The organism is Sphingobacterium sp., from assembly GCF_032065005.1.
GTDB lineage: Bacteria > Bacteroidota > Bacteroidia > Sphingobacteriales > Sphingobacteriaceae > Sphingobacterium.
Genome location: NZ_DAMBMM010000001.1, coordinates 527,267 through 550,364 on the forward strand (window position 1 = coordinate 527,267; position 23,098 = coordinate 550,364).

Below are 23,098 nucleotides of genomic sequence, written 5' to 3' on the forward strand. Positions count from 1 at the left end.
GTTTTGTACCGTATTAAAGTTATCAAGAAAAAAACATAAGTGCAATTATTTCAGCTTTTTAGCTTCGTTCCAATACACATCCATTTCTTCCAGGGTCATCTCCCTTAATACCTGTCCGTGCTTGGCTGCTTGGGTTTCGAGATAGGTAAACCTATGGATAAATTTTTTATTGGTTTTTTCCAGTGCATTTTCCGGATTGATACCGATATGTCGAGCATAATTGATCAAGGAGAATAGAAGGTCACCAAATTCTTCTTCCGCTTTTTCCGCATTGATGGTTCCGTTTTTAAGGTCAAATTCAGCTTTGAATTCCGCTAATTCTTCCTCGACTTTATTCCAGACTTCGGTTTTATCTTCCCAGTCAAAGCCTACACCACGAACCTTATCTTGTATCCGGTAAGCTTTAACCAGAGCAGGAAGGCTTTGCGGAACTCCCTGAAGAACGGATTTGTTACCTTCTTTGAGTTTGATGGCTTCCCAGTTCTGTTTTACGTCTTCATCATCCTTTACTTCCGTATCCGAATAGATGTGTGGATGTCGGATGATCAGTTTGTCGCATACCGCGTTTAGTACATCTATGATGTTGAACCTGTTTTCCTCCGCTGCAATTCGAGCATAGAAAACCAAGTGCATCATAATATCACCCAGCTCTTTTTTTATTTCTTCATAGTCTTTTTCAAGGATAGCATCCGTAAGTTCGTACAGCTCCTCAATGGTCAGGTGCCTTAAAGATTCCATAGTCTGTTTTTTGTCCCAGGGACATTCGATCCTTAATGTATTCAGGACTTCGAGTAATCTTTCAAAGGCTTCTGAAGCTGTATTTTTTGCTGGAGGAGGTATGTGAGCCATAGTGCGGTAATAAATTATATGATCATTTTGAAACAATAGCCAAAGTTATGTGTTTTTAAAGAAACGTACATTAAGAATATAAAATGGATAAAACATTTAAATATGCAACAATGACAGAGGCCTTGGATAATCTGTCGAAGAATGGGTATTCAATTGATTATAATGTTGAGTTTGATAAGCTTTCGGATGAGGCTGCAGTTTATGAAATTGATGTGCTTTATCGCTATGAGGGCGAGTCAGATCCGGCAGATGAATCATCGGTTTATGGTATCCGGAATACTAAGACAGGGGAGAAGGGCGTATTTGTTGCCGGTAACCTTTCGTTGATCGAAGGTAAAAAGAGAGATATAATTTTAGATTTAGAAATGAAATACAAGCAGCATCATCATTAAAATGAGCTGTTGATTAACACAAAGCCTGGGGATTCCCGGGCTTTGTTTGTTTTATGTCCTTTTTAAGTTAGGATTCTAAATGGCATAATAACTTCATTACATTTGTATAGTTAAAATTTATAACATGACCCTAGTCCAATTAGAATACATAATTGCCGTCGATACCTATAGAAGCTTTGTGGCTGCTGCTGAGAAATGTTTTGTAACCCAGCCCACCTTGAGCATGCAGATCCAAAAATTAGAAGAATCATTGGGAGTCAAGATTTTCGATAGAAGTCGGCAGCCCGTGGTACCCACAGAAATTGGAGAAAAGATCATTGAGCAAGCGCGTACTGTCCTAACGGAGAGCAAAAAGATCTCCGAGATATTGCAAGCTGAAAGGGGCGAGTTGGCTGGAGATCTAAAGATAGGGGTAATCCCCACTGTTGCACCTTATTTATTGCCGAACGTGATTTCGAATTTCATGAAGAAATACAACAAGTTGAAATTGCAGATCTGGGAATATACGACGGAGCAGATCATTCAGGAATTAAAGATAGGTACACTGGATTGTGGTATCCTTTCTACACCCTTACATGATCCGGGAATCCAGGAAATTCCTTTGTTTTATGAAACTTTTGTAGCCTACGTATCGGATCGCAGTTCTGTTTATGAAAAGAAAATGATCAATGTGGAGGATATCTCCAGTGAAAAACTATGGTTATTGAATGAAGGTCATTGTATGCGGGGCCAGGTCTTGAATATCTGCAATTTCAAGCACAACCAATCCAAGGAAGGTACTTTTGATTATAATACGGGAAGTGTTGAAACGTTGAAGCGCATGGTGGACCTCAATGGAGGTTTGACGATCCTTCCGGAAATGAGTATTTCCAATTATGATGAAGATCAATTGGCGCATGTTCGCTATTTCCGGAATCCGGAACCGGTGCGGGAGATCAGCTTGGTGACGCCGCAGAATTACGTCAAGAAACATGCGATAAACATGCTGAAGAATGAGATCCTGAATATTGTACCGGAGAAATTTAAGACGAAACGCAAAAAAGAAGTAATGGGCTTTTCAATATAAAAGCCCATTGTTTTTTTATTGTCTCATAGCGAGCAGTTTGCTCACGTATTTACCGATGATATCAAATTCCAGATTGACGGTGGAACCGAGTTCTATGGTTTTGAGATTGGTGTTGTCCAGTGTATAGGGGATAATAGCTACGGAAAAGCTATTTTTGCCAGAATTCACTACCGTTAAGCTGATGCCATTTACAGTAATAGATCCCTTTTCTACAGTTAGATTGTTCAAAGCGGCATCGTATTCAAAAGTATATACGACACTTCCTTCCTGAGGCTCTACTGCGGAGCAGATTGCGGTTTGGTCCACATGGCCTTGAACTATATGTCCGTCCAATCGTCCATCCACCTTGACACATCTTTCAAGATTCACTATATCGCCAACCTTGAGTTTTCCTAGATTGCTTTTTTCAAGAGTTTCATGGATAGCCGTAACCTGATGGGTATTTTCTTCAATGCCTACCACCGTTAAACATACGCCGTTGTGGGAAACACTCTGGTCGATTTTAAGGTCAGGGGATATGGGCGATTCGATGAAGTAATGAATGTTGCTTTGTTCCAACTCAATTTTCTTAACCGTTCCTAAAGTTTCTATAATGCCTGTAAACATATATCTGAATGTTTTTTTCAAATATAATATAAACAATTTTCTTCCTATAAGGGCAGGGTTGAAAAAATATTTTAAAAAAGATTTGCATATGTGTAAAATGTACACTATCTTTGTGGTATCATAATTTAGGTTTATAATTGGTTATTAAAGGTTTTCATTCTCCCCGTTTGAAAACCTTTATTTTTTTAATTTTATTCTCCTGATTTCCAACAAGTTAAATATTTTATATACAAGAATACGGTTTAAATCCTTCAATAAATTTGGAATTTATATAAGTAAATCTCTATCTTTGTCTTAGGTTTAGGTTGATTACCTCATAAAAGAGGTTATTTTTTAAAGCTTGAGCGATCGCCCGATTGACTCAAGCTTTATTTTTTTTATGGCCTTTTTTCCTTATAAATTTCCTGATATCTGTAGCTTAATATTTCTCACAACGATAATCTGATTGAATATAATATTTATTAAAAGTAGAATGCGCGCATATTATTTTATATAAGCGCGCATTCTTTTAATATATATGCAAAAAGGACGTTGTAACGTCTATTTTTTAATCAACTTTAAATTTATCTTTTTTTGCCACAAAGGACAGGTATAAATACCCGCAAGTACCTGATATTAATGAACCTATGAGCACCGCGAATTTAGCTTCTTCAATAAATACAGGGTCTTTGAAGGAAAGCATGGAAATGAAGATAGACATGGTAAATCCAATACCACCCAGCATACCTACGCCGATCATGTGTTTCCATCCTGCCATATCTGGGAGATTGGCCAATTTTGTTTTTACACAGATCCAGGTGGTCAGGTAGATTCCAATGGTCTTTCCGAAAAAGAGTCCAAGGATAATTCCCAATCCAAGAGGTGTATTGAGGCCGTGGACCATTTCGCTATGGATGGTAATATTGGTGTTGACGAGGGCAAAAAGAGGAATAATGATAAAATTTACTGGATTTGCCAGCGCATGTTCCAATTTTTCCAACGGGGATTCCGTTGCATCTGGGGTTGTTGGCAAGGTCATGGCTACCAATACACCGGCAATGGTTGCATGGATTCCGGAGTGATGGATAAAGTACCATATAAACAGGCCTGGGATAATATAGGCCCAAACACTTTTTACACCGGTACGATTGAAAACGACCAATAATCCTGTGATTCCCGCGGCGTATAGCAAATAGGTATAATGCAGTTCAGTAGAATAAAAGATGGCGATGACCAAGATTGCCAAGAGGTCATCGACAATGGCCAGTGCAGCCAGGAATATTTTCAGGCTTGGTGGAACTCGTTTATCGAGTAGGGATATAATGGCCAGTGCAAAGGCAATATCAGTTGCCATTGGAATACCCCAACCGTGATGTGAGGCTTGGTCATGATTAAAAATGGTATAGATTACAGCCGGAACAATTGCACCACCAACAGCAGCCAGAATAGGCAAGATTGCATTTTTAGGTGAGGAAAATTCGCCTTCCACCAGTTCACGTTTTATTTCAAGGCCTACTAAAAGAAAGAAAATGGCCATCAAGCCATCATCAATCCATTGCTTAAGGCTGTATCGTAATTGGATGGTTTCGTTTTCGAAACCTAATTTAACTTGTAAAAGCTCATTGAATGCGGTTGAGGAGGAGGTGTTAGCAATGATCAGGGAGATCACAACACATAAAAAAAGTAGAATACCGCCGGATGTATTCGAGGAAAAAAACTTCTTGAATACCGACAGATTAATTTTATCAGTCATTTGAATTCTGTTTGAATTTTATTACAGCGATGGTAAAGGTATAAAAAATTTAAAAGCCCTTCCTAAAATTAACTGTCAGAAGGGCTTTTAAAATGTATCTTTTTGGTTGCTAACTTTTGTATCGGAACCATTTAATAAGTTCCTTTAAGCTGGCTTTCTTGCCGTACATGAGGATACCGATACGATAGATCCTTGCTGCTACCCAAGTCGTGAAAATAAATCCGGCAACGAGTAGGATAAAGGATACGATGATTTGCCAAGTTGGCACGCCAAAAGGAATCCTAACCAGCATCGCAATAGGGGAGGTCAGCGGGATAAAGCTCAGCCAAGTCGCAATTGGACCATGTGGATTATTGACCAGTACGCCGAAAGATAGGATGTAGGCCAACAATAAAGGTGTTGTAATAGGCATTGTGAACTGATTGGCTTCTGTTTCATTATCTACTGCTGAACCCACTGCTGCAAACAGTGCGCTATAAAGCATATATCCTCCAATAAAGAACAAGAAGAAGGTGATCAAGAGTTCTGGGATATTTACAGCGTCCATTGCGGTACTGATTTCAGTAATGATGGAATTATTGTCCATTTGCATTTCAGCACCCTGTGGCGCGTTCTGCATCATTTCTTTTTGAAAGTCAGATTTATCGATCAAGGTATTGGAAGCAATGCTGATCAATCCAAAACTTAGGATAATCCAAAGGACAAACTGGGTGATGCCGACCAAGCCGATCCCGATTATCTTTCCCATCATCAATTGGAAAGGTTTGACGGAAGAAATAATGACTTCAATGATCCGGTTTGATTTTTCTTCAATAATTCCCCGCATTACCTGGGCTCCATAAAGGAAAAGGGATAAATAGATCAAGACGGAGAGCGCCATGGCAATTCCCATTGCAATCCGCGTGTCACTGTCTTTGGCTTCTCCTGAGGCTGTAATTTCTTTAGCAGCAGTATTGATCTTAGTGTCAATGCTTTTGATCTTGGAGGCGTCAATGTTGAGTTCCTTGTACTGATAATTTAGCAGGATATCCTCCAGTTGGGATTCCACTGCGGATTTGGTGCCAATATTCGGTTTTCCGGAAGAAAGGAATTCAATATGATGGGTTTGATAAAAGTCCTCAGGGATCATGAGGATATTGGTATTGCCATCAAGGTCCTTGATTTCCTGGATCTGCTGATTGAGTTCTTGGGTAGATTGGGTAAATGTAATCTGATCTGTATTCTTGAGTTGTTGACCGACTTCTTTAGTGTTGTCGACCACATAAATCAATGCTTTGGAGTCCTCGAAGCTCTTTTTGGTCAAAAAGAATACACCAACATACATCCCAATAAAAAATAGAGGCACCAGAAAAGTAGTGAGCAGGAAGGATTTTTTCTTGACCCTACTTAAATATTCCCTTTGAATGATTAATAATATCTTGTTCATATACTTTTCGGCTGTTATTTAGTTACTTTATCAATAAAGATATCGTGCATGGAAGGAATGATTTCAAAGATCTGTTGGATTTCGATCTGAGGAATCAATTGGGTCAATACATCATTTAAGGATTTGTCTTCTGGAATCTGTATGGTAAGGGCATTGCTGCCGTTGGATTCGTTTTCCATGATTTGCCATAATGTTGGATCGAGCTGAATTCGCTCGGTTTCAGGTTTCAAGTTATATTCGATCTTATAGGTTTGATTTCTATAATTATTCTTGATTTCCTTGACAGAACCTTCTAGTATAACCTTTGATTTGTTTAGGAGTGCTATGTTATCACATAGGGCTTCCACAGACTCCATGCGGTGGGTGGAATAAATAATGGTGGCTCCCTTTTTATTGAGTTCAAGGATTTCATCTTGGATAACCTGCGCATTGACAGGGTCAAATCCGGAGAAAGGTTCGTCTAGAATGATGAGATCAGGTTCATGCAGGACCGTTGCAACGAATTGTACTTTCTGCTGCATCCCTTTACTCAGATCCTCTACTTTTTTGTCCCACCAGCTTTCTATTTTCAATTTTTCAAACCAATATTTGATCTTTTCCTTAGCGTCGTTTTTGCTCAGGCCTTTCAGTTGGGCAAGGTAGATCATTTGGTCACCGATCAGCATTTTTTTATAGAGTCCACGTTCTTCCGGTAAATACCCGATTCTACTGATATGGGAGGAATTCAAAGGCTGGCCATCGAACAGGATCTGTCCTGCATCGGGTGCTGTAATTTGATTGATTATTCGGATCAGCGATGTTTTTCCAGCTCCATTTGGACCTAAGAGGCCAAATATTTTTCCAGAAGGTACATGTATGGAGACATCGTCTAATGCTTTATGATTGGCATATTGCTTAACAATATTCTTAATTTCGAGCATATATATGGATTTGTTGATGAAATTATGAATTTTTCTTGAATTGAATACGGTCTCGCTGTTATTCTGATAAGAAATAAAAGCGTTTTTAATCGTACCTTTGCCCTATGAATATCAATCGAGCAGAATTCTTAACTAGTAATACAGATGTCAATAAGCTTCCTGAGGCGAATAAAGCGGAGTATGCCTTTATTGGTCGGTCGAATGTGGGGAAGTCTTCTTTGATCAATGCAATCACCCGTAGGAAGGGCTTGGCTAAAACATCACAGAAACCTGGTAAAACCCAGTTGATCAATCATTTTATCATTAATGATGAGTGGTATTTGGTCGATCTACCGGGATATGGATTTGCTCAGACTTCCAAAAAGAACCGTGCGACCTGGGAGAAATTCATCCGTGAATATTTGACGAAGCGTGAAAACTTGCAATGTGTATTTGTTTTGATTGACAGTAGACATGAACCACAGAAGATAGATTTGGATTTTTGTTATTGGTTAGGGGAGCAGGGGATTCCTTTCTTTTTGTTATTTACGAAAGCAGATAAGCATTCTGCGGTCAAAGCGGATCAAAATATTGCCAAGTTCAGAAAGGCATTGAAGGTTTGGTTTGAGGAAGTACCTCCACATATCTTGACTTCTTCGGAGACCAAATTAGGTTGTGAGGATGTATTACAGACCATAGGTGAAATCAACAATAACTTTGTTTCTCCACTTAGCTAGTTTATGAAAAAATATATGTCCTTGGTGCTTTTTGCACACAGTATATTTGCTCTTCCCTTCGCTATTATCGGTTTTTTCTTGGCTATCCATACGACGGATTATCAATTTGAATGGAAATTGTTCCTTTTGATGTTGGTCTGTATGGTCACGGCAAGGAATGCAGCCATGGCTTTTAACAGGTATTTGGATAGGGATATAGATGCTTTGAATCCGCGAACGGCAGTTCGAGATATTCCAGCGGGGCGGATCAGTCCCAAGCAGGCCTTGTTATTTACGATAATAAACTGTATCGTTTTTATGGTTGCCTGTTATTTCATCAATTTCATGTGCTTTGTGCTGTCACCAATAGCCTTATTCGTGATTTTGTTCTACTCCTATATGAAAAGAATATCTCCCTTATGTCATATTGTTCTGGGGGTAGGATTAGGCTTGGCGCCGGTTGGCGCATATTTAGCCGTTACAGGGGAATTTAATATCGTACCGATTTTTTATGGATTGGCCGTATTGACATGGGTCAGTGGGTTTGACATTATTTATGCCTTGCAGGATGAAGAGTTTGACAAGGCGAATGGGTTGAATTCGATTCCAGCAAATTTTGGAGGAAAGACGGCATTAAGGATCTCTGAAGTGCTTCATGTCCTGTCCTTTATATTTGTGCTTTTACCTGTCTTATATATGCCGGTCGGTACCTTATATTATATAGGTGTTGCATTTTACGCGGCATTATTAATTTATCAGCATCGAATCGTAAGTCCGACAGATTTAAGTAGAGTGGACCGCGCATTTATGACCACCAATGGCATTGCTTCCGTGGTTTTTGCAGTGTTTTATTTACTGGATATTTGGATTAAATGATAAATGATTGTACTCACTTTTTTGCCATTGGGGATAAAAAAGAATTTGCATTCCATTTTGAAATCGTTTTCTTTGCATCAAATCAAAGAATTTAAATGGCAAAAAATTTATTGATAGTCGAGTCACCCGCAAAGGCTAAAACAATAGAAGGATATTTAGGCAAAGATTTTTTAGTGAAATCCAGTTATGGTCACATCCGTGATTTGGTGAAAACCGATGACGCGATTGACACGGAAGATAATTTCAAACAGAAATATGAAGTTCCGTCGGATAAAAAAGCTTTGGTCAGTGAGTTAAAGAAGTTGGCGAAATCTGCAGAGACAGTATGGTTAGCGTCCGATGAGGACCGTGAGGGGGAAGCTATTTCCTGGCACTTATTCGAGACCTTGGGATTGAAGGATGATAAGACCAAACGTATCGTTTTCCATGAGATTACCAAGCCAGCCATTTTAAAAGCGATAGAATCACCAAGAAAGATAGATTTTAACTTAGTCAATGCACAGCAAGCACGCCGTGTATTGGATAGGTTAGTTGGTTTTGAGCTATCTCCGGTTTTATGGAGAAAAGTTAAGCCTTCACTTTCTGCGGGAAGGGTTCAATCTGTAGCGGTTCGACTGATTGTTGAACGCGAAAGGGATATCAATAAATTTAATGCAGAAGCTGCATTCAAGATCGTTGCCATATTTAATACTGGCAATGCCAAGGATCGTTTCAAAGCAGAATTGCCACAAAGGTTTGCCACAGTAGAGGAAGCTAATCAGTTCCTGAACGATTGTGCCAATGCTGTGTTCCAAATCAAGAGTTTAGAAACTAAACCATCAAAACGTACTCCATCTGCACCATTTACCACCTCTACCTTACAACAAGAGGCAAGTAGGAAATTAGGTTTTTCAGTTGCCAGGACCATGCAGGTCGCTCAACGTTTATATGAGGCTGGACGCATTACCTATATGCGTACTGACTCGGTAAACTTATCTGACACGGCATTACAGGGCGCACAAGCTGAGATTATCAATGCTTATGGGGAAAAGTACCATAAATTACGTCAATACCGTACGAAGAGTGCAGGGGCCCAAGAGGCTCACGAAGCAATTCGTCCGACTTACTTCAACGATCATACGATTGATGGGGATAATTCGGAGAAACGATTATATGAATTGATCTGGAAGCGTTCGATTGCTTCGCAGATGAGTGAAGCTGAGTTTGAAAAAACGACGGCTAAGATTTCCATTTCGAGCAGAACTGAAGATTTAGTAGCAACAGGAGAAGTCATGAAATTTGATGGTTTCCTGAAGGTATATTTTGAGTCTTCCGACGATGATAACGATGAAATTGATTTGGACAATTCAGATAATGCCATCCTTCCTCCGTTAAGTAAGGGTCAGGATCTGAAATTAGAGATCATGCATGCTACTGAAAGGTTCTCTAGACCTCCGGCAAGATTTACGGAAGCTTCATTGGTTAAGAAATTGGAGGAATTAGGTATTGGTCGTCCTTCGACTTATGCACCTACCATTTCGACCATTCAAAACCGTGGCTATGTGGTAAAGGAAGACCGCGATGGGAAGGAAAGAGCCTACAGGGTTCTAACCTTAAATGGCGGACAGGTAAGTTCACAGACCAAAACTGAAATTACTGGGGCTGAACGTAATAAGATGTTCCCTACTGATATTGGTGTTTTGGTTAACGATTTCTTGGTTCAACATTTCAAGGGAATCGTTGATTACCATTTTACGGCGAAAGTAGAGAAGGAATTTGATGAGATTGCACAAGGATTCAAAGAGTGGACCGATATGCTGTCCAATTTCTATGGTCCATTCCATTCGGAAGTACAGAATACATTAGATAATGCCGATCGTGCAACCCATGAACGTGAACTTGGCGTTGATCCCGTATCGGGCAAACCGATTTCGGTTCGTGTGGGACGTTTTGGCCCATTGGTTCAGATTGGAACGGCGGACGATGAAGAAAAACCAGTTTTTGCTTCATTACGTAAGGGTCAGATGATCGAGACCATTACCTTAGAAGAAGCCTTGGAATTGTTCAAGCTTCCTAAAAAAGTGGGGGAATTTGAAGGGAAAGAAATGACGGTTGCTATTGGTCGTTTTGGGCCATATATCCGTCACAACAGCAGTTTCTATTCCTTACCTAAGGGATTGGACCCATTGGATGTTGAGCAAGATCAGGCTATCCAGATCATTGAGGAGAAACGTCAGAAAGATAAGGACAAGGTCATCAAGATCTTTGATGAAAACCCAGAGGCTAAGATTGAAAATGGACGATGGGGACCATTTGTTCGTTTTGGTAAGCAGAACCTTAAAATCCCTAAAGGTACAGAAGTAGAGAAGATCACTTATGCGGACGTACTGAAATGGGCTGAGGAGGACAGTAAATCACCTTCGGCGAGAAAGGCAGCCAAAGCAACGAAAGCGACCAAAACAACAGCAAAAAAGACAACGACGAAAAAAGCTACTGCTAAAAAGAAATAGGATAAAATGAAGAAGGATCTACCTTTAAATATAGTTGAAGATATCTCGGTTGCCGTTGTGCTGGAAACTGAGTCTCCGACTACAAAGGTTTGGAATGTTTATTTGATCAATGAAAAAAATGCAGCCCTCCAGAATGTACTGGTTTCCTCCAAAGGATATGGTATAAAGGATGGTAAGGAAGTGAAAACGACCATTTTGAGACATTTCATTGGTGATATGGAAGCCAAGACTTCTCAGAAAATTGAAGCGATCGACCCTCAGGTTTTCGGTTTGACCAATGAATATTGGTTGAGTTATTATATAGACGGTACTATTTATGACAAGAAGTATGTTTTCTTACCTGAAAGTATCGTTGATGAGAATATGATCAAGATTCCTTTGGTAAATAAACCCGGTGTAATGATTGGAGGAACCAACTAATGGTTATGAAGAATTTTGTAATTGCTATTGATGGTTTCTCATCATGCGGAAAGAGTACAGTTGCAAAAGCATTGGCGAAAGAATTGAACTTTGTTTTTATCGACAGTGGGGCAATGTACAGGGCAGTAACCCTATATATTCAACAGAACCAGATCGATATCAATGATGAGGAGGCTGTGTCTACTGCCTTAGAGAACATTCATATAGATTTTATTCCAAATCCTGAGAAGACACAGATCTTACTGAATGGAAATGACGTTTCAGACGCAATCAGAACGATGGAAGTATCTGAATATGTTTCTGAGGTTAGTGCATTGAAGGCAGTTCGTAAGGCTATGGTCAAGCAACAGCAGGATTTGGGAAAGAAAAGGAATATTGTAATGGACGGTAGGGATATCGGGACTACGGTATTTCCGCAGGCTGACCTAAAGATCTTTATGACGGCAAGCCCACAGGTGCGAGCAGAACGTAGATTTGCGGAACTGTCAGCAAAGGGAGAGGTTTTGACGATGGAAGAGGTGAAAGAAAATCTTTCACATCGCGATCATATTGATAGTACCAGGGAAGAAAGTCCGTTAAGACAGGCTGAGGATGCCATCGTTTTGGATAACTCAGAATTGAACCAAGTTGAACAGTTGAATTTTGTGATTCAATTGGTAAAGGAAAAGATAGAATTGCCCCAATCTTAGGGAAAAGATTTATAAAGAAAAATGCCTCCATATGGAGGCATTTTCTATTATTTCATATTATCGATTTCCTGTTGTTGTTTCAACTGATCGATATTATTTTTACTTCCAAAGTCATCTGTTTTCTCTTGGAAGGAATTGAGGATCTCCAGAATAGCTTCAGAGTTGTCGGCAGTTCGCTGATAGATATCAGGGATTTTGCTTTCGATAGTTTTATCTCCTAACTCTATATTGTCAATTTCTACTTTAGCGATTTTTTCTAAAACAGCCTGTTGGCTATTTCTAATGTCCTCTAATTCTCTGGATATTTTCTCCATTAATTCGAATTTCTTTAATTTATCCATATATATTATTCATTAGTTTCTACTATTATAAACGCCAAAGATTACAAATTGTTGTATATTTTTTATAAATAGCTGAAATACAGGGTTTTAATAAGTGTTATTTATGTATTTATTAAGATAGGTATGCGGGGAAAATAAAAAGGTCGCTAGGGAAACTAGCGACCTTCAAATTTGATTGAGGTATAAACTTAAACAGTTCTACCTGGATATTCTTCTAGACCTTTTTCTAAGCAAAGCAGTGCTTTTTTAAGATCATCTTGGTTTAAGACATACGCTAAACGGACTTCATTCGATCCTGCTCCAGGAGTAGAATAGAAACCAGTTGCGGGAGCCATCATAACTGTTTCATTGTTGTATGAAAATTTCTCCAACATCCATTGACAGAATTTATCAGCATTATCGATTGGCAGTTTTGCAATGACATAGAATGCACCACCTGGGTTAGGGCAGAAGACACCTTCAATTTTATTAAGACCATTGACCAATGTATCCCTTCTTGCAGTGTATTCTTTGGATACAGCTTCAAAATAACTATCAGGAGTATCTACTGCAGCCTCTCCAGCGATCTGACCTTCCAAAGAAGGACTAAGTCTAGCTTGAGCAAATTTCAATGCTGTCAAATAAAGTTCCCTATTTTTGGTGATGATACATCCGATCCTTGCTCCACAAGCGGAATAACGTTTTGAAACGGTATCAAATACCACTACATTTTGCTCTAGACCTTCTAATTGCATTGGGGAAATGAATTCGCGGCCATCATAACAAAATTCCCTATAAGCTTCATCAGAGAACAGATAAAGATCATGTTTCAGACATAATTCTTTCAATGCCTCCAACTCTTCGCGTGAATACAGGTATCCAGTGGGGTTATTTGGATTACAGATTGCAATTGCTTTAGTTTTTTCTGTAATTACTTTTTCAAAATCTGCAATGGAAGGTAATGCGAAACCATTGTCTATGACAGACATGATTGGTTTTACGATAATGTCTGCTGAACATGCAAAGCCATTATAGTTGGCATAGAAAGGTTCAGGGATAATAACTTCTTCACCTGGGTTCAGACAAGCTTGCATTGCAATGGTAATTGCTTCCGAGCCGCCATTGGTGACCAAAATGTCGTTAGGAGTGATGTTATAATGGATTTTATTATAATACTCAGCTAATTTAGTTCTGTAAGAAAGCGTTCCTTCAGATGAAGTATAGGCCCAAACTTTAAAATCAATGTTTTTTAAAGCATTTAACATGACTTCTGGAGTTTCAATATCAGGTTGGCCTATGTTCAAATGGTAAATTTTCTTTCCATCTTTTTTTGCCTGATCGGCAAAAGGAGTTAGTTTTCTAATAGGCGATGCAGGCATATTGATGCCCTTATGAGAAATAGTTGGCATTATAATTTTATTATGTTTTCAATCTTTACAAAAATACAAATAAAACTGAGCTTGTCCTAAAAAATGAAAGCCGACCTCAAGAGGTCGGCTTTCCATGATATTTTTATTTTTTCTCAGAATTGTTTCATTCTGAATGACATTTACCTTATTCTACGATACCTTTGATAGTAAGGGTTTTAACAGGGGTTTTGGTGTTTGATTTTACAATAAATGATTTTGTAAAAGGACCTTTAGCAGCTGCATTGAAAGTAACTTTAATGGTTCCCGCCTCGCCTGGTTTAACAGGGGTTTTGGTAAATTCTGCTACAGAACATCCACAAGTTGGTTGTACATCTGAAATAATGATTGGTTCATCTCCCGAGTTGCTGAATTTATATTCATGAGAAACCGGTTTATTCAAAGGAATCTTTCCGAAGTCATGGGTTTCTTTGTCAAATTTAAACTCTGCAGCAAACATTCCCATCGCAGTCAAACTAATAAATGCAATCAATACTGCACATATACTTGTAATCTTTTTCATCGTTTCAATTTTTTCGTTGCTTTATTCAATCAAATCTAAGACCATTTTTATAAGAATACGATTCTTTAGTGAATTTTTGAAATAAACACACAAGAATTTTACAATCTTGATATTAGATAATGCCTTCTTTTAAAATGTCTTGCAGGTGAATAATGCCCGCATATTTTCCTTCATCGGTAACCACCAATTGGGAGATACTATTCTGGCGCATGAGGTGAAGTGCATTTGCCGCTAGTTCAGTTTTGTCTATGGTTTTAGGATTTAAGGACATGATATCCTTTGCCTGAAGGCCAGAAACGTCCTCATATTTACCTAGCATCCGGCGGATATCACCATCGGTAATGATGCCAAGGATATTTTCGTTTTCAATGACCACGGTTGCTCCAAGTCTAAATTCCGTAATACTGATCAATACGGAACGGATATTCGCATCCGCAGCCACCATTGGGACACCGTTATGATCAGAAAGGTCACTTACTTTTAGATATAGTTGTTTTCCCAAAGCTCCACCTGGATGGTATTTTGCGAAATCTTGGTCGGTGAACTGTCTTTTGGTCTGCAGGCAGACAGCAATGGCATCACCCATAGCAAGTTGAACTGTAGTACTGGTGGTTGGAGCTAAATTATTAGGGCAAGCTTCCCTCGTAATGCTGGTGTCGAGGATATAATCCGCCTGTTCAGCAAGGAAGGATTCCTGGTTTCCAACCATGGCAACTAAGACGTTCCCTGTTTGTTTAAGATATGGTACCAGAACTTTGATCTCCGGTGTATTGCCACTTTTTGAAATCGCGATGATGAGGTCATCTTTTTGGATGATTCCAAGGTCACCGTGAATAGCATCTGCGGCATGCATAAAAATGGCGGGAGTGCCGGTGGAATTTAGGGTTGCGACAATTTTTTGAGCGATGATTGCGCTTTTTCCGATTCCGGTTAATATTACCCTACCTTTCAGCGTCAGAATCTTCTCAATTACCTCTACAAAATCGCTGTCGATTTTTTCAGATAGAGCCAATACGTTAGCCGCTTCAAGTTCAAATGTGCTCTGTGCCAACGATTTGATATCTATATTGTTTTTCACGTAATATTTCCTTAATTTTATATATAAATATGATGTGTTCGCTACAAAAATACATTATTTAACACGTATTATTCATACCGTTATTACATCTATTTATTTTGCATAGTCAATGGAAATAGAAAAATCACTTTTCGACAATCTTCAAGATTTTTTTGGGTTCGACACTTTTAAAGGCGATCAGGAAGCAATTATTACGAACGTTCTGAACAGGAAGGATACATTCGTCATAATGCCTACAGGTGGCGGGAAATCAATCTGTTATCAGTTGCCAGCTTTGATGAGCGAGGGGACTGCAATTGTAATCTCACCGCTTATTGCTTTGATGAAAAATCAGGTCGACCAGGTACGCGCTTTTGGAGGTAGAGATAGCATTGCGCACTTTTTGAATTCCTCCCTTACCAAAAATGAAATTCAACGCGTAAAACAGGATGTACAAGAAGGGAAAACCAAGCTCTTGTATGTAGCTCCTGAATCTTTGGCCAAAGAGGAAAATGTTAACTTTTTAAGGAGCATAACAGTTTCATTTGTGGCCGTTGATGAGGCGCACTGTATTTCAGAATGGGGACATGATTTCAGACCGGAATATCGAAAGATCCGTCAAGTCATCAATGAAATTGGTGAGGATATTCCAATTATCGCATTGACGGCTACCGCTACTCCAAAGGTTCAGTCGGATATTCGTAAGAACCTACAGATGAATGATGCTGCCTTGTTTAAGTCTTCCTTTAACCGTACGAACCTGTACTATGAAGTGAGGCCTAAAGAGGATGTTATCAAGCAGATCGTTCGTTTTATTAAAAACAATGCAGGTAAGGCCGGTATTGTGTACTGTCTGAGCCGTAAAAAGGTTGAAGAGATAGCTGAGGTATTGAACATCAACGGGATTAAAGCCCTTCCTTACCATGCTGGTTTGGATGCAAAGACCCGTGCTGATACACAGGATAAGTTTTTGATGGAAGATATTGAAGTGATCGTAGCGACGATTGCTTTCGGAATGGGTATCGATAAACCAGATGTACGATATGTGATCCATCATGATATCCCAAAATCAATGGAAGGTTACTATCAGGAAACTGGTCGTGCCGGACGTGATGGTGGGGAAGGCTATTGTTTGGCTTTTTACTCTGAAAAAGATGTAGAGAAGCTGACCAAGTTCATGAAAGATAAACCCGTTTCTGAAAAGGAAATCGGTACTCAAATATTGAAGGAGGTGATTGATTACTCTGAATCGGCTGTTTGTCGTCGGAAGCAGATCCTCCATTATTTTGGGGAGAAGTTTGACGAAACTGGATGTAATTCCATGTGTGATAATTGTCGGTCGGCAAAGAACTATTTCGATGCCGAGGAGCCTTTATTGACTGTTCTGAATTTTATAAAAGAGCAGGGTGATAAGTTTGATGATCAGCATATAATCAATGTGTTGATTGGACAGAACAATCAGCCTATTTCGAAATATAAACATGATACCCATGCCTTATTTGGCACGGGGAAGGAGCAAGGAGTGAATTTCTGGAATTCCTTGATCCGCCAGGCAGAATTAGCTGATTTTATCAAGAAGGATATTGATCACTATGGTCTATTGCAATTGACCCCTGGTGGTAATAAGTATATCAATAATCCGTATCCATTGAAGTTTATTTTAAATAAACCGATGGAAATGTCTAAATCAGACTCTTCAGATGAAGGTTCTGCTCAGGCAGGTGCATTGGATGCAGAATTGCTGAAAATGTTAAAGGATCTTAGAAAGAAGATCGCTAAACAGAAGTCGCTGCCGCCATTTGTCATTTTCCAAGATCCTTCATTGGATGAAATGTGCACCCATTATCCGGTAAGCATTGATGAGTTGAAACAAATCCAAGGTGTTGGATCGGGGAAAGCCATGAAGTTTGGAGCTCCATTTGTAGAACTGATCAAAAAGTATGTGGAGGATAATGATATCGATAGGCCACAGGATTTAGTGATCAAGAGCACGGCCAATAAATCTGCCTTAAAAGTTTCTATTATCCAGAATATCGATAGAAAGATCTCTTTGGAGGATATTGCCTCGTCAAAAGGAATCAGTTATGAAGATCTTTTGCGTGAGGTGGAGTCTATCGTAAATTCAGGGACTAAACTGAATATTGGTTATTTTGTTGATGAAATGATCGATCAGGACCGTCAAGATGAGGTCTATGATTATTTCAAAACTGCGGAGAATGATGCTATCGAAACTGCGTTGGATGAATTGGGGGAGGAGGATTACTCCTTTGAGGATATCCAATTGATGCGCATCAAATTTATGTCGGAACTAGGTAATTAAAATTATATGATCAATACATATTTGCCAGAAATAAAAAATGGCAACTCTACTTCATTCTTTTTGATGGCAGGACCTTGTGCCATCGAAGGTGAAGAGATCGCTTTGCGTATAGCGGATAAAATCGTAAATATTACTGATAAACTGAACATTCCTTATATTTTTAAGGGATCTTATCGCAAAGCAAATCGTTCGAAAGGGAATTCCTTTACTGGAATCGGTGATGAAAAAGCATTGAAGGTGTTGGAGAAAGTAGGGAAGACCTTTGGCATACCTACCGTAACAGATATTCACGAAAGTCAGGAGGCTGCAATGGCCGCTGCATATGTGGATGTGCTGCAGATTCCTGCATTCCTATGTAGACAGACTGACCTTTTGGTTGCTGCAGCGGAAACTGGAAAAGTCGTTAACATCAAGAAAGGACAGTTTTTATCAGCTGAATCGATGAAATTCGCTGTGGAAAAGGTTCAAGATGCTGGAAATCCTAAAGTTATTCTTACAGACCGTGGGAATACTTTTGGTTACCAGGACTTGATCGTAGACTATAGAGGATTACCTGTCATGAAATCTTTTAATGTTCCTACGGTTATGGACTGTACGCATTCCTTGCAACAGCCAAACCAGAGTTCAGGAGTGACTGGCGGTAAACCGGAACTGATCGAAACTATTGCTAAAGCTGCCATTGCAGTGGGTGCCGATGGTCTGTTTATTGAAACTCATCCTGATCCTGCAAATGCCAAATCTGATGGCGCAAATATGCTCCACCTTGATCTGTTAGAAGATCTGTTGGTGAAATTGCAAAGAATAAGGGAAGCGATTCTTTAAGACATAAAAAAGCTGGTTTATTAAAACCAGCTTTTTTTATGTCTTAGATTTTAGAAATTAGATTTGATTATAGAGATAGTAGAAATTCTATTCAAATTAATATCTCATGTCTCAGATCTCAAATCTCACATCTACTATTCAAAATACTCTTTAATTCTCTCAAAGAATGATTTTTCGCTTTTACCAGGTTGTGGTTTGAAGTTAGCAGAGTTCTTAAGTTTTTCTAGAAGTTCTTTTTCTTCTTTTGAAACTGTTTTTGGAGTCCACACATTCACATAAACCAATTGGTCACCTTTGTGGTAGGAATTTACTTCTGGAAGACCTTTGCCTTTTAGACGGAGGATCTTACCACCTTGAGTACCTGGTTCGATCTTGATTTTTGCCTTACCATCAATGGTTGGTATTTCTACGCTTGTGCCTAATGCAGCATCAGCAAAATTGATATAAAGATCATAGATGACATTGATGCCATCGCGTTTAAGTGTTTCGTGAGGGACTTCTTCAACCAGGATAATCAAATCACCAGGGATTCCACCACGTGGAGCTGCATTACCTTTTCCACTCATGGACAGTTGCATGCCTTCGCTTACACCTGCAGGAATATTGATTGAAATGGTTTCTTCACCACGAACTAAACCTTCGCCTTTACAAGAAGTACATTTGGCTGTGATTTCGACTCCTTCACCGTTACAGGTAGGACAGGTGCTTGTGGTTTGCATCTGACCAAGGATAGTATTGGTTACACGTCTTACTGAACCTGAGCCACCACAGGTGTTACAGGTATGGTAAGAGTTTTTGTCTTTGGCACCAGTACCATCACAGGTATTACATTTTACCTGTTTGTTTACTTTTACCTTTTTCTCGACTCCTTTTGCAATTTCTTCAAGGGTAAGTTTTACTTTGATTCGCAGGTTGGTTCCGCGTTGTACACGACGTCCGCCACGAGTACCTCCGCCGCCGCCTCCGAAGAAGCTTTCAAATGGGTTGCCGCCACCAAAGATATCTCCAAATTGACTGAAGATATCATCCATGTTCATGCCGCCACCCCCATATCCAGATGCAGAGTTGCCTGCATGTCCGAACTGGTCATAACGTCTTCTCTTTTCAGGGTTGCTCAGGACTTCGTATGCCTCAGCAGCCTCTTTGAACTTGTCTTCAGCCTCTTTGTCTCCAGGGTTCTTATCTGGATGGTATTTGATGGCTAGCTTACGATATGATGTTTTTATTTCTGTTACTTCTGCCGTTCTGGTTACACCAAGGACATCGTAATAATCTCTTTTTGACATCTTTTATATTTATTGGCCTACTACTACTTTCGCAAATCTGATTACGTTGTCATTCAATGTATAACCTTTTTCAATAACATCGATAACCTTATCTTTTAAATCTGGGGTAGGTGCAGGGATGAGGGTTATGGCTTCTTGGAATTCAGGATCAAAAGGTTGACCAATAACATCGATTTCCTTTACACCTAATTGTTCCATGGTTTTTTTAAGCTTATGATAAACCAAGTCAATGCCTTGTTTCATTGGATCATCAGCAGGAACGTCTTTCATAAAGCTTAGGGAGCGATCGAAATCATCAACTACAGGTAATAATTTTAATATTACATCCTTACCAGCTGATTGCATTAAATCAATCTTTTCCTTTGCAGTTCTCTTTTTGTAATTGTCAAACTCCGCAAACAATCTTGCATATTTATCGTTGGATTCGTTTAACTTATTGGTAAGTTCTTCGGTAGCTGCAGAACCTTGCTCTACATTTTCCTCCGAATTGTTCATTTCTGGGTCTTGAATATTCTCGTTCTCGTTTATCATCTCCTAATATCTAGTTTAAGTAACCTTAACATGGCATCCATCAATTTTTTTGCCAACAAAAAAAATCCGACATGCTGTCAGTGTTTACTGGTTTCGTTAGCAAAATTGTCGGATTTAAATGGTATTGTCAGCTATTAGATGCTGACATTGTCATGCAACGCACCATCTGCTGTTTTCAGGATGCGTGCAGGCATATTTCTAATAATTTGGTAATCGTGTGTTGCCATCAGGACAGCTGTTCCAGAGGAAGCGATGTCACGTAATAACAATACAATTTCTTCGGATGTAGCAGGGTCTAAGTTCCCTGTTGGCTCATCGGCAAGGATGATTTCCGGGTTGTTCAGTAATGCACGGGCAATTACGACACGTTGCTGCTCACCACCGGAAAGTTCATGAGGCATTTTCTTCAGTTTCGAACGAAGTCCAACTTTTTCCAACACATCGATAATTCTGTTCTCGATCTGGGCCTTTTCCTTCCAACCTGTAGCTTTAAGGGCAAACTCTAGGTTTTTTTCAACTGTACGGTCGTTCAATAAATGGAAATCTTGAAAAACGATCCCCAATTTACGTCTTAGGTAGGGGACATCATTTTCATGAAGTTTTTTCAGGTCGAATCCAGCAATCATCCCTTCACCATTCGCGATGTACAGGTCTCCATAGATTATTTTCAATAAACTACTTTTTCCTGAACCAGATTGTCCAATAAGGTATAAAAATTCTCCTTGGGCAATGTCTAAGTTAACATCTGAAAGTACAAGGTGTTTTTGTTGATAGATATCTACATGTTTAAGTTTGATAACCGTATTTGTCTCTCTCATGGTAATTTATAAGTCGATTTTCTTTATTTGGCCAAACGGTAATTCACGAACAACATCCATAATGTATTCGGATTTATCAGCAAGACCGATTTTTTCCAATGATTTGTCGGGTCTATCCACGCGGAAATAAGCCAAAAGCGTAAATGCATCGTCCCTTAATTGAACATAATCTGGAATTTTTGCTACACCTTTAACCTTAATAACATACATAGTCAACAAAATTATAATTTTTTACGAATTCACACTCATATAACGACAATAAAAGCTAATTATTGGTTGGCCAATAAAAAGTCTAATGTATTTACATTGTCTGCATAATCATCCAATGCAGGATATTGGCTAGCTCCAAATGGGAATACAGGAACATCAGCTACCTGAATATCCATATCGCTAGTTACGCATTGAATGTCCTCTTTGTGGTCTATGATGTATTTTTCTACATCTTCCTTAGCTTTATAGTATTCAAAATGAACGACAGCAAGGGGAGAAGCTAGACTTTCATCTTCCTTTAACAATAGAAATCCATTATCAAAATGTTTGTTCTTGTTGATCAAATAAATTGACTTATTGAAATCGTAATTGTTGTTGTATTTCGAATGGTCTTTTATGGGATGGAAAGATTCTAGATTGTCCAAAAGCTTAGCGATATCATAACCTTCCGGGATGAATATTTTGGAAACTGACCTGCATCCCAAACCGAAATAATCAAAGATGTCATGGCCAAGAGCTTGTAGTTGTTCCTTAGTTTCATTTCCAGAAAGCACAGAAAGTGAGTTTCTGTTTTTGCGGATAATATTTGGTTTTTTACCGAAGTAATATTCAAAATAACGCGCTGAATTATTGCTTCCTGTAGCAATGACAAGATCAAAATTCTCTAGCTTATCCAGTAATTGGATCTTATTGGCAAATTGAGGTTCGATATCAATTAATTGATCCAGAATAAATTTTGTTAAACCGGCATCATCTGAAGAAACTTTGATTTTAGCCGTGAATCCAGCCAATAGCACACACATGATATCGTGAAAACCAACTAAGGGAAGATTTCCGGCCAACACCAAGCCTACAGATTTATTAATATCCTGATCTGGAACATCCTTAAGCCATTTCTCCAATTGATCATGGGTCAGATTTTGCGCAATGGCATGGATCTGTTGCAAAATATTTGGTTTGGTATACCAAGCATTTTTATGAACTGCTGAATCAATGATTGGGGAGTTCTTCAACTCATCAGATTGAAGGAATTGTCCGAGTTTTACGAAGGCGTTTATTCTTTGTTCTCTTGTCAAAATCTTACTATTTATAATTAATCTGTGTTTTTTTTGCCGTATATTTGCCATATCAAAGTAAATAACTACTAATTTTGTATACTTTTATTTTTGAGTATATAGCTTTAGTATTACCTTTGAAAGTGCAAAATTAGTTTATTATTTTATTGTAAGGACATAAATGGCAATTAAAATTACTGACGAATGTATAAATTGTGGGGCATGTGAACCAGAATGCCCAAATAATGCAATCTATGATGCTGGTGTAAGTTGGAAGTTTTCAGATGGTACAGCATTGGATGGTGTGATTGATTTTGGTGATGGAGTAACTCTCGACGCGAACGAATCACAGGATGCTATTTCCAATGAAGTTTATTACATCGTTTCAGATAAATGTACGGAGTGTGTGGGATTCCATGATGAACCTCAGTGTGCTGCTGTATGTCCAGTTGATTGTTGTGTTGAGGATGAAGACGTCCGTGAAACTGAAGAAGAACTATTAGCGAAGAAAGCTTGGCTTCACGCTGAATAATCTTAAAGATATTCTATAGAGAAACCACCTTGTGAGAGGTGGTTTTTTTATTTTTCAG

The 23,098-nt window shown here is 39.0% G+C and carries 24 protein-coding genes; 10 read left to right on the top strand and 14 right to left on the bottom strand.

Features of this window, described 5'->3' with window-relative positions:
* Positions 1-45: 45 nt before the first annotated feature.
* On the bottom strand, positions 46-849 hold the full coding sequence (gene mazG / locus RT138_RS02240; RefSeq protein ID WP_313189346.1) for a nucleoside triphosphate pyrophosphohydrolase: 804 nt from the start codon (positions 847-849) through the stop codon (positions 46-48).
* Between the two features lie 83 nt (positions 850-932).
* On the opposite strand from mazG, the gene RT138_RS02245 reads away from it, so the two are divergent.
* Positions 933-1,241, top strand: coding sequence for a hypothetical protein (locus RT138_RS02245; RefSeq protein WP_093096607.1), 309 nt, complete (start codon positions 933-935; stop codon positions 1,239-1,241).
* A 124-nt stretch (positions 1,242-1,365) separates the two neighbouring features.
* On the top strand, positions 1,366-2,307 hold the full coding sequence (locus RT138_RS02250; protein WP_185212178.1) for a hydrogen peroxide-inducible genes activator: 942 nt from the start codon (positions 1,366-1,368) through the stop codon (positions 2,305-2,307).
* Positions 2,308-2,322: 15 nt separating this feature from the next.
* On the opposite strand, the gene RT138_RS02255 is transcribed toward RT138_RS02250, so the two are convergent.
* The 4 genes from RT138_RS02255 to RT138_RS02270 form a co-directional block, all read right to left on the bottom strand.
* Positions 2,323-2,913, bottom strand: coding sequence for a riboflavin synthase (locus RT138_RS02255; RefSeq protein WP_313189347.1), 591 nt, complete (start codon positions 2,911-2,913; stop codon positions 2,323-2,325).
* 547 nt (positions 2,914-3,460) lie between these two features.
* The gene (nhaA, locus tag RT138_RS02260; RefSeq protein ID WP_313189348.1) at positions 3,461-4,645 is read right to left on the bottom strand and encodes a Na+/H+ antiporter NhaA; all 1,185 of its coding nucleotides are present in this window, start codon (positions 4,643-4,645) and stop codon (positions 3,461-3,463) included.
* Between the two features lie 109 nt (positions 4,646-4,754).
* The gene (locus RT138_RS02265; RefSeq protein ID WP_313189349.1) at positions 4,755-6,071 is read right to left on the bottom strand and encodes an ABC transporter permease; all 1,317 of its coding nucleotides are present in this window, start codon (positions 6,069-6,071) and stop codon (positions 4,755-4,757) included.
* Positions 6,072-6,085: 14 nt separating this feature from the next.
* Positions 6,086-6,991, bottom strand: coding sequence for an ABC transporter ATP-binding protein (locus RT138_RS02270; protein WP_313189350.1), 906 nt, complete (start codon positions 6,989-6,991; stop codon positions 6,086-6,088).
* Positions 6,992-7,095: 104 nt separating this feature from the next.
* Between RT138_RS02270 and yihA the strand changes: the two genes are divergently transcribed.
* From yihA to cmk, 5 genes are all read left to right on the top strand, one after another.
* Positions 7,096-7,707, top strand: a complete 612-nt coding sequence (yihA, locus tag RT138_RS02275; protein WP_313189351.1) for a ribosome biogenesis GTP-binding protein YihA/YsxC — start codon at positions 7,096-7,098, stop codon at positions 7,705-7,707.
* Between the two features lie 3 nt (positions 7,708-7,710).
* Positions 7,711-8,562 carry a UbiA-like polyprenyltransferase gene (locus RT138_RS02280; RefSeq protein WP_313189352.1) on the top strand — a complete coding sequence of 284 codons (852 nt, stop codon included), beginning with the start codon at positions 7,711-7,713 and terminating at the stop codon, positions 8,560-8,562.
* A gap of 95 nt (positions 8,563-8,657) precedes the next feature.
* On the top strand, positions 8,658-11,051 hold the full coding sequence (gene topA, locus RT138_RS02285; RefSeq protein ID WP_313189353.1) for a type I DNA topoisomerase: 2,394 nt from the start codon (positions 8,658-8,660) through the stop codon (positions 11,049-11,051).
* 6 nt (positions 11,052-11,057) lie between these two features.
* The gene (locus tag RT138_RS02290) at positions 11,058-11,471 is read left to right on the top strand and encodes a hypothetical protein (protein ID WP_313189354.1); all 414 of its coding nucleotides are present in this window, start codon (positions 11,058-11,060) and stop codon (positions 11,469-11,471) included.
* Positions 11,471-12,160 carry a (d)CMP kinase gene (gene cmk / locus RT138_RS02295; protein WP_313189355.1) on the top strand — a complete coding sequence of 230 codons (690 nt, stop codon included), beginning with the start codon at positions 11,471-11,473 and terminating at the stop codon, positions 12,158-12,160. The genes RT138_RS02290 and cmk overlap by 1 nt, the downstream gene beginning before the upstream one ends.
* 47 nt (positions 12,161-12,207) lie before the next feature.
* Here cmk and RT138_RS02300 read toward each other — a convergent pair whose 3' ends face one another.
* The 4 genes from RT138_RS02300 to RT138_RS02315 all read right to left on the bottom strand — a co-directional run bounded on the left by RT138_RS02300 (position 12,208) and on the right by RT138_RS02315 (position 15,487).
* Positions 12,208-12,501, bottom strand: a complete 294-nt coding sequence (locus tag RT138_RS02300; RefSeq protein ID WP_093096576.1) for a hypothetical protein — start codon at positions 12,499-12,501, stop codon at positions 12,208-12,210.
* Positions 12,502-12,689: 188 nt separating this feature from the next.
* Complete coding sequence (locus RT138_RS02305) at positions 12,690-13,889, bottom strand: pyridoxal phosphate-dependent aminotransferase (RefSeq protein ID WP_313189356.1); 1,200 nt, start codon at positions 13,887-13,889, stop codon at positions 12,690-12,692.
* Between the two features lie 145 nt (positions 13,890-14,034).
* Positions 14,035-14,409 carry a DUF1573 domain-containing protein gene (locus tag RT138_RS02310; RefSeq protein WP_093096571.1) on the bottom strand — a complete coding sequence of 125 codons (375 nt, stop codon included), beginning with the start codon at positions 14,407-14,409 and terminating at the stop codon, positions 14,035-14,037.
* 112 nt (positions 14,410-14,521) lie between these two features.
* Entirely contained in the window at positions 14,522-15,487 is a 966-nt protein-coding gene (locus RT138_RS02315; RefSeq protein ID WP_313189357.1) for a KpsF/GutQ family sugar-phosphate isomerase, read from the bottom strand.
* 109 nt (positions 15,488-15,596) lie between these two features.
* Here RT138_RS02315 and recQ point away from each other — a divergent pair, with 109 nt between their 5' ends.
* A complete protein-coding gene (recQ, locus tag RT138_RS02320; protein WP_313189358.1) occupies positions 15,597-17,786 on the top strand; it encodes a DNA helicase RecQ in 2,190 nt (729 codons plus the stop codon).
* 6 nt (positions 17,787-17,792) lie between these two features.
* Positions 17,793-18,608: a 3-deoxy-8-phosphooctulonate synthase gene (kdsA, locus tag RT138_RS02325; RefSeq protein ID WP_313189359.1), complete on the top strand. Its 816-nt coding sequence runs from the start codon at positions 17,793-17,795 to the stop codon at positions 18,606-18,608.
* 134 nt (positions 18,609-18,742) lie between these two features.
* On the opposite strand, the gene dnaJ is transcribed toward kdsA, so the two are convergent.
* The 5 genes from dnaJ to RT138_RS02350 all read right to left on the bottom strand — a co-directional run bounded on the left by dnaJ (position 18,743) and on the right by RT138_RS02350 (position 22,529).
* Positions 18,743-19,894, bottom strand: a complete 1,152-nt coding sequence (gene dnaJ / locus RT138_RS02330; RefSeq protein WP_093096560.1) for a molecular chaperone DnaJ — start codon at positions 19,892-19,894, stop codon at positions 18,743-18,745.
* 9 nt (positions 19,895-19,903) lie between these two features.
* Positions 19,904-20,425 (bottom strand): nucleotide exchange factor GrpE, encoded by a 522-nt coding sequence (locus tag RT138_RS02335; protein WP_185212164.1) that lies wholly within the window; start codon positions 20,423-20,425, stop codon positions 19,904-19,906.
* 134 nt (positions 20,426-20,559) lie between these two features.
* Positions 20,560-21,243 (bottom strand): cell division ATP-binding protein FtsE, encoded by a 684-nt coding sequence (locus tag RT138_RS02340; RefSeq protein WP_185212163.1) that lies wholly within the window; start codon positions 21,241-21,243, stop codon positions 20,560-20,562.
* Between the two features lie 6 nt (positions 21,244-21,249).
* The gene (locus RT138_RS02345) at positions 21,250-21,453 is read right to left on the bottom strand and encodes a fructose-6-phosphate aldolase (protein ID WP_185212162.1); all 204 of its coding nucleotides are present in this window, start codon (positions 21,451-21,453) and stop codon (positions 21,250-21,252) included.
* 59 nt (positions 21,454-21,512) lie between these two features.
* On the bottom strand, positions 21,513-22,529 hold the full coding sequence (locus tag RT138_RS02350; RefSeq protein WP_313189360.1) for an acyl-CoA reductase: 1,017 nt from the start codon (positions 22,527-22,529) through the stop codon (positions 21,513-21,515).
* A gap of 160 nt (positions 22,530-22,689) precedes the next feature.
* Between RT138_RS02350 and RT138_RS02355 the strand changes: the two genes are divergently transcribed.
* A complete protein-coding gene (locus RT138_RS02355; RefSeq protein WP_093096554.1) occupies positions 22,690-23,040 on the top strand; it encodes a 4Fe-4S dicluster domain-containing protein in 351 nt (116 codons plus the stop codon).
* Positions 23,041-23,098: the final 58 nt, after the last annotated feature.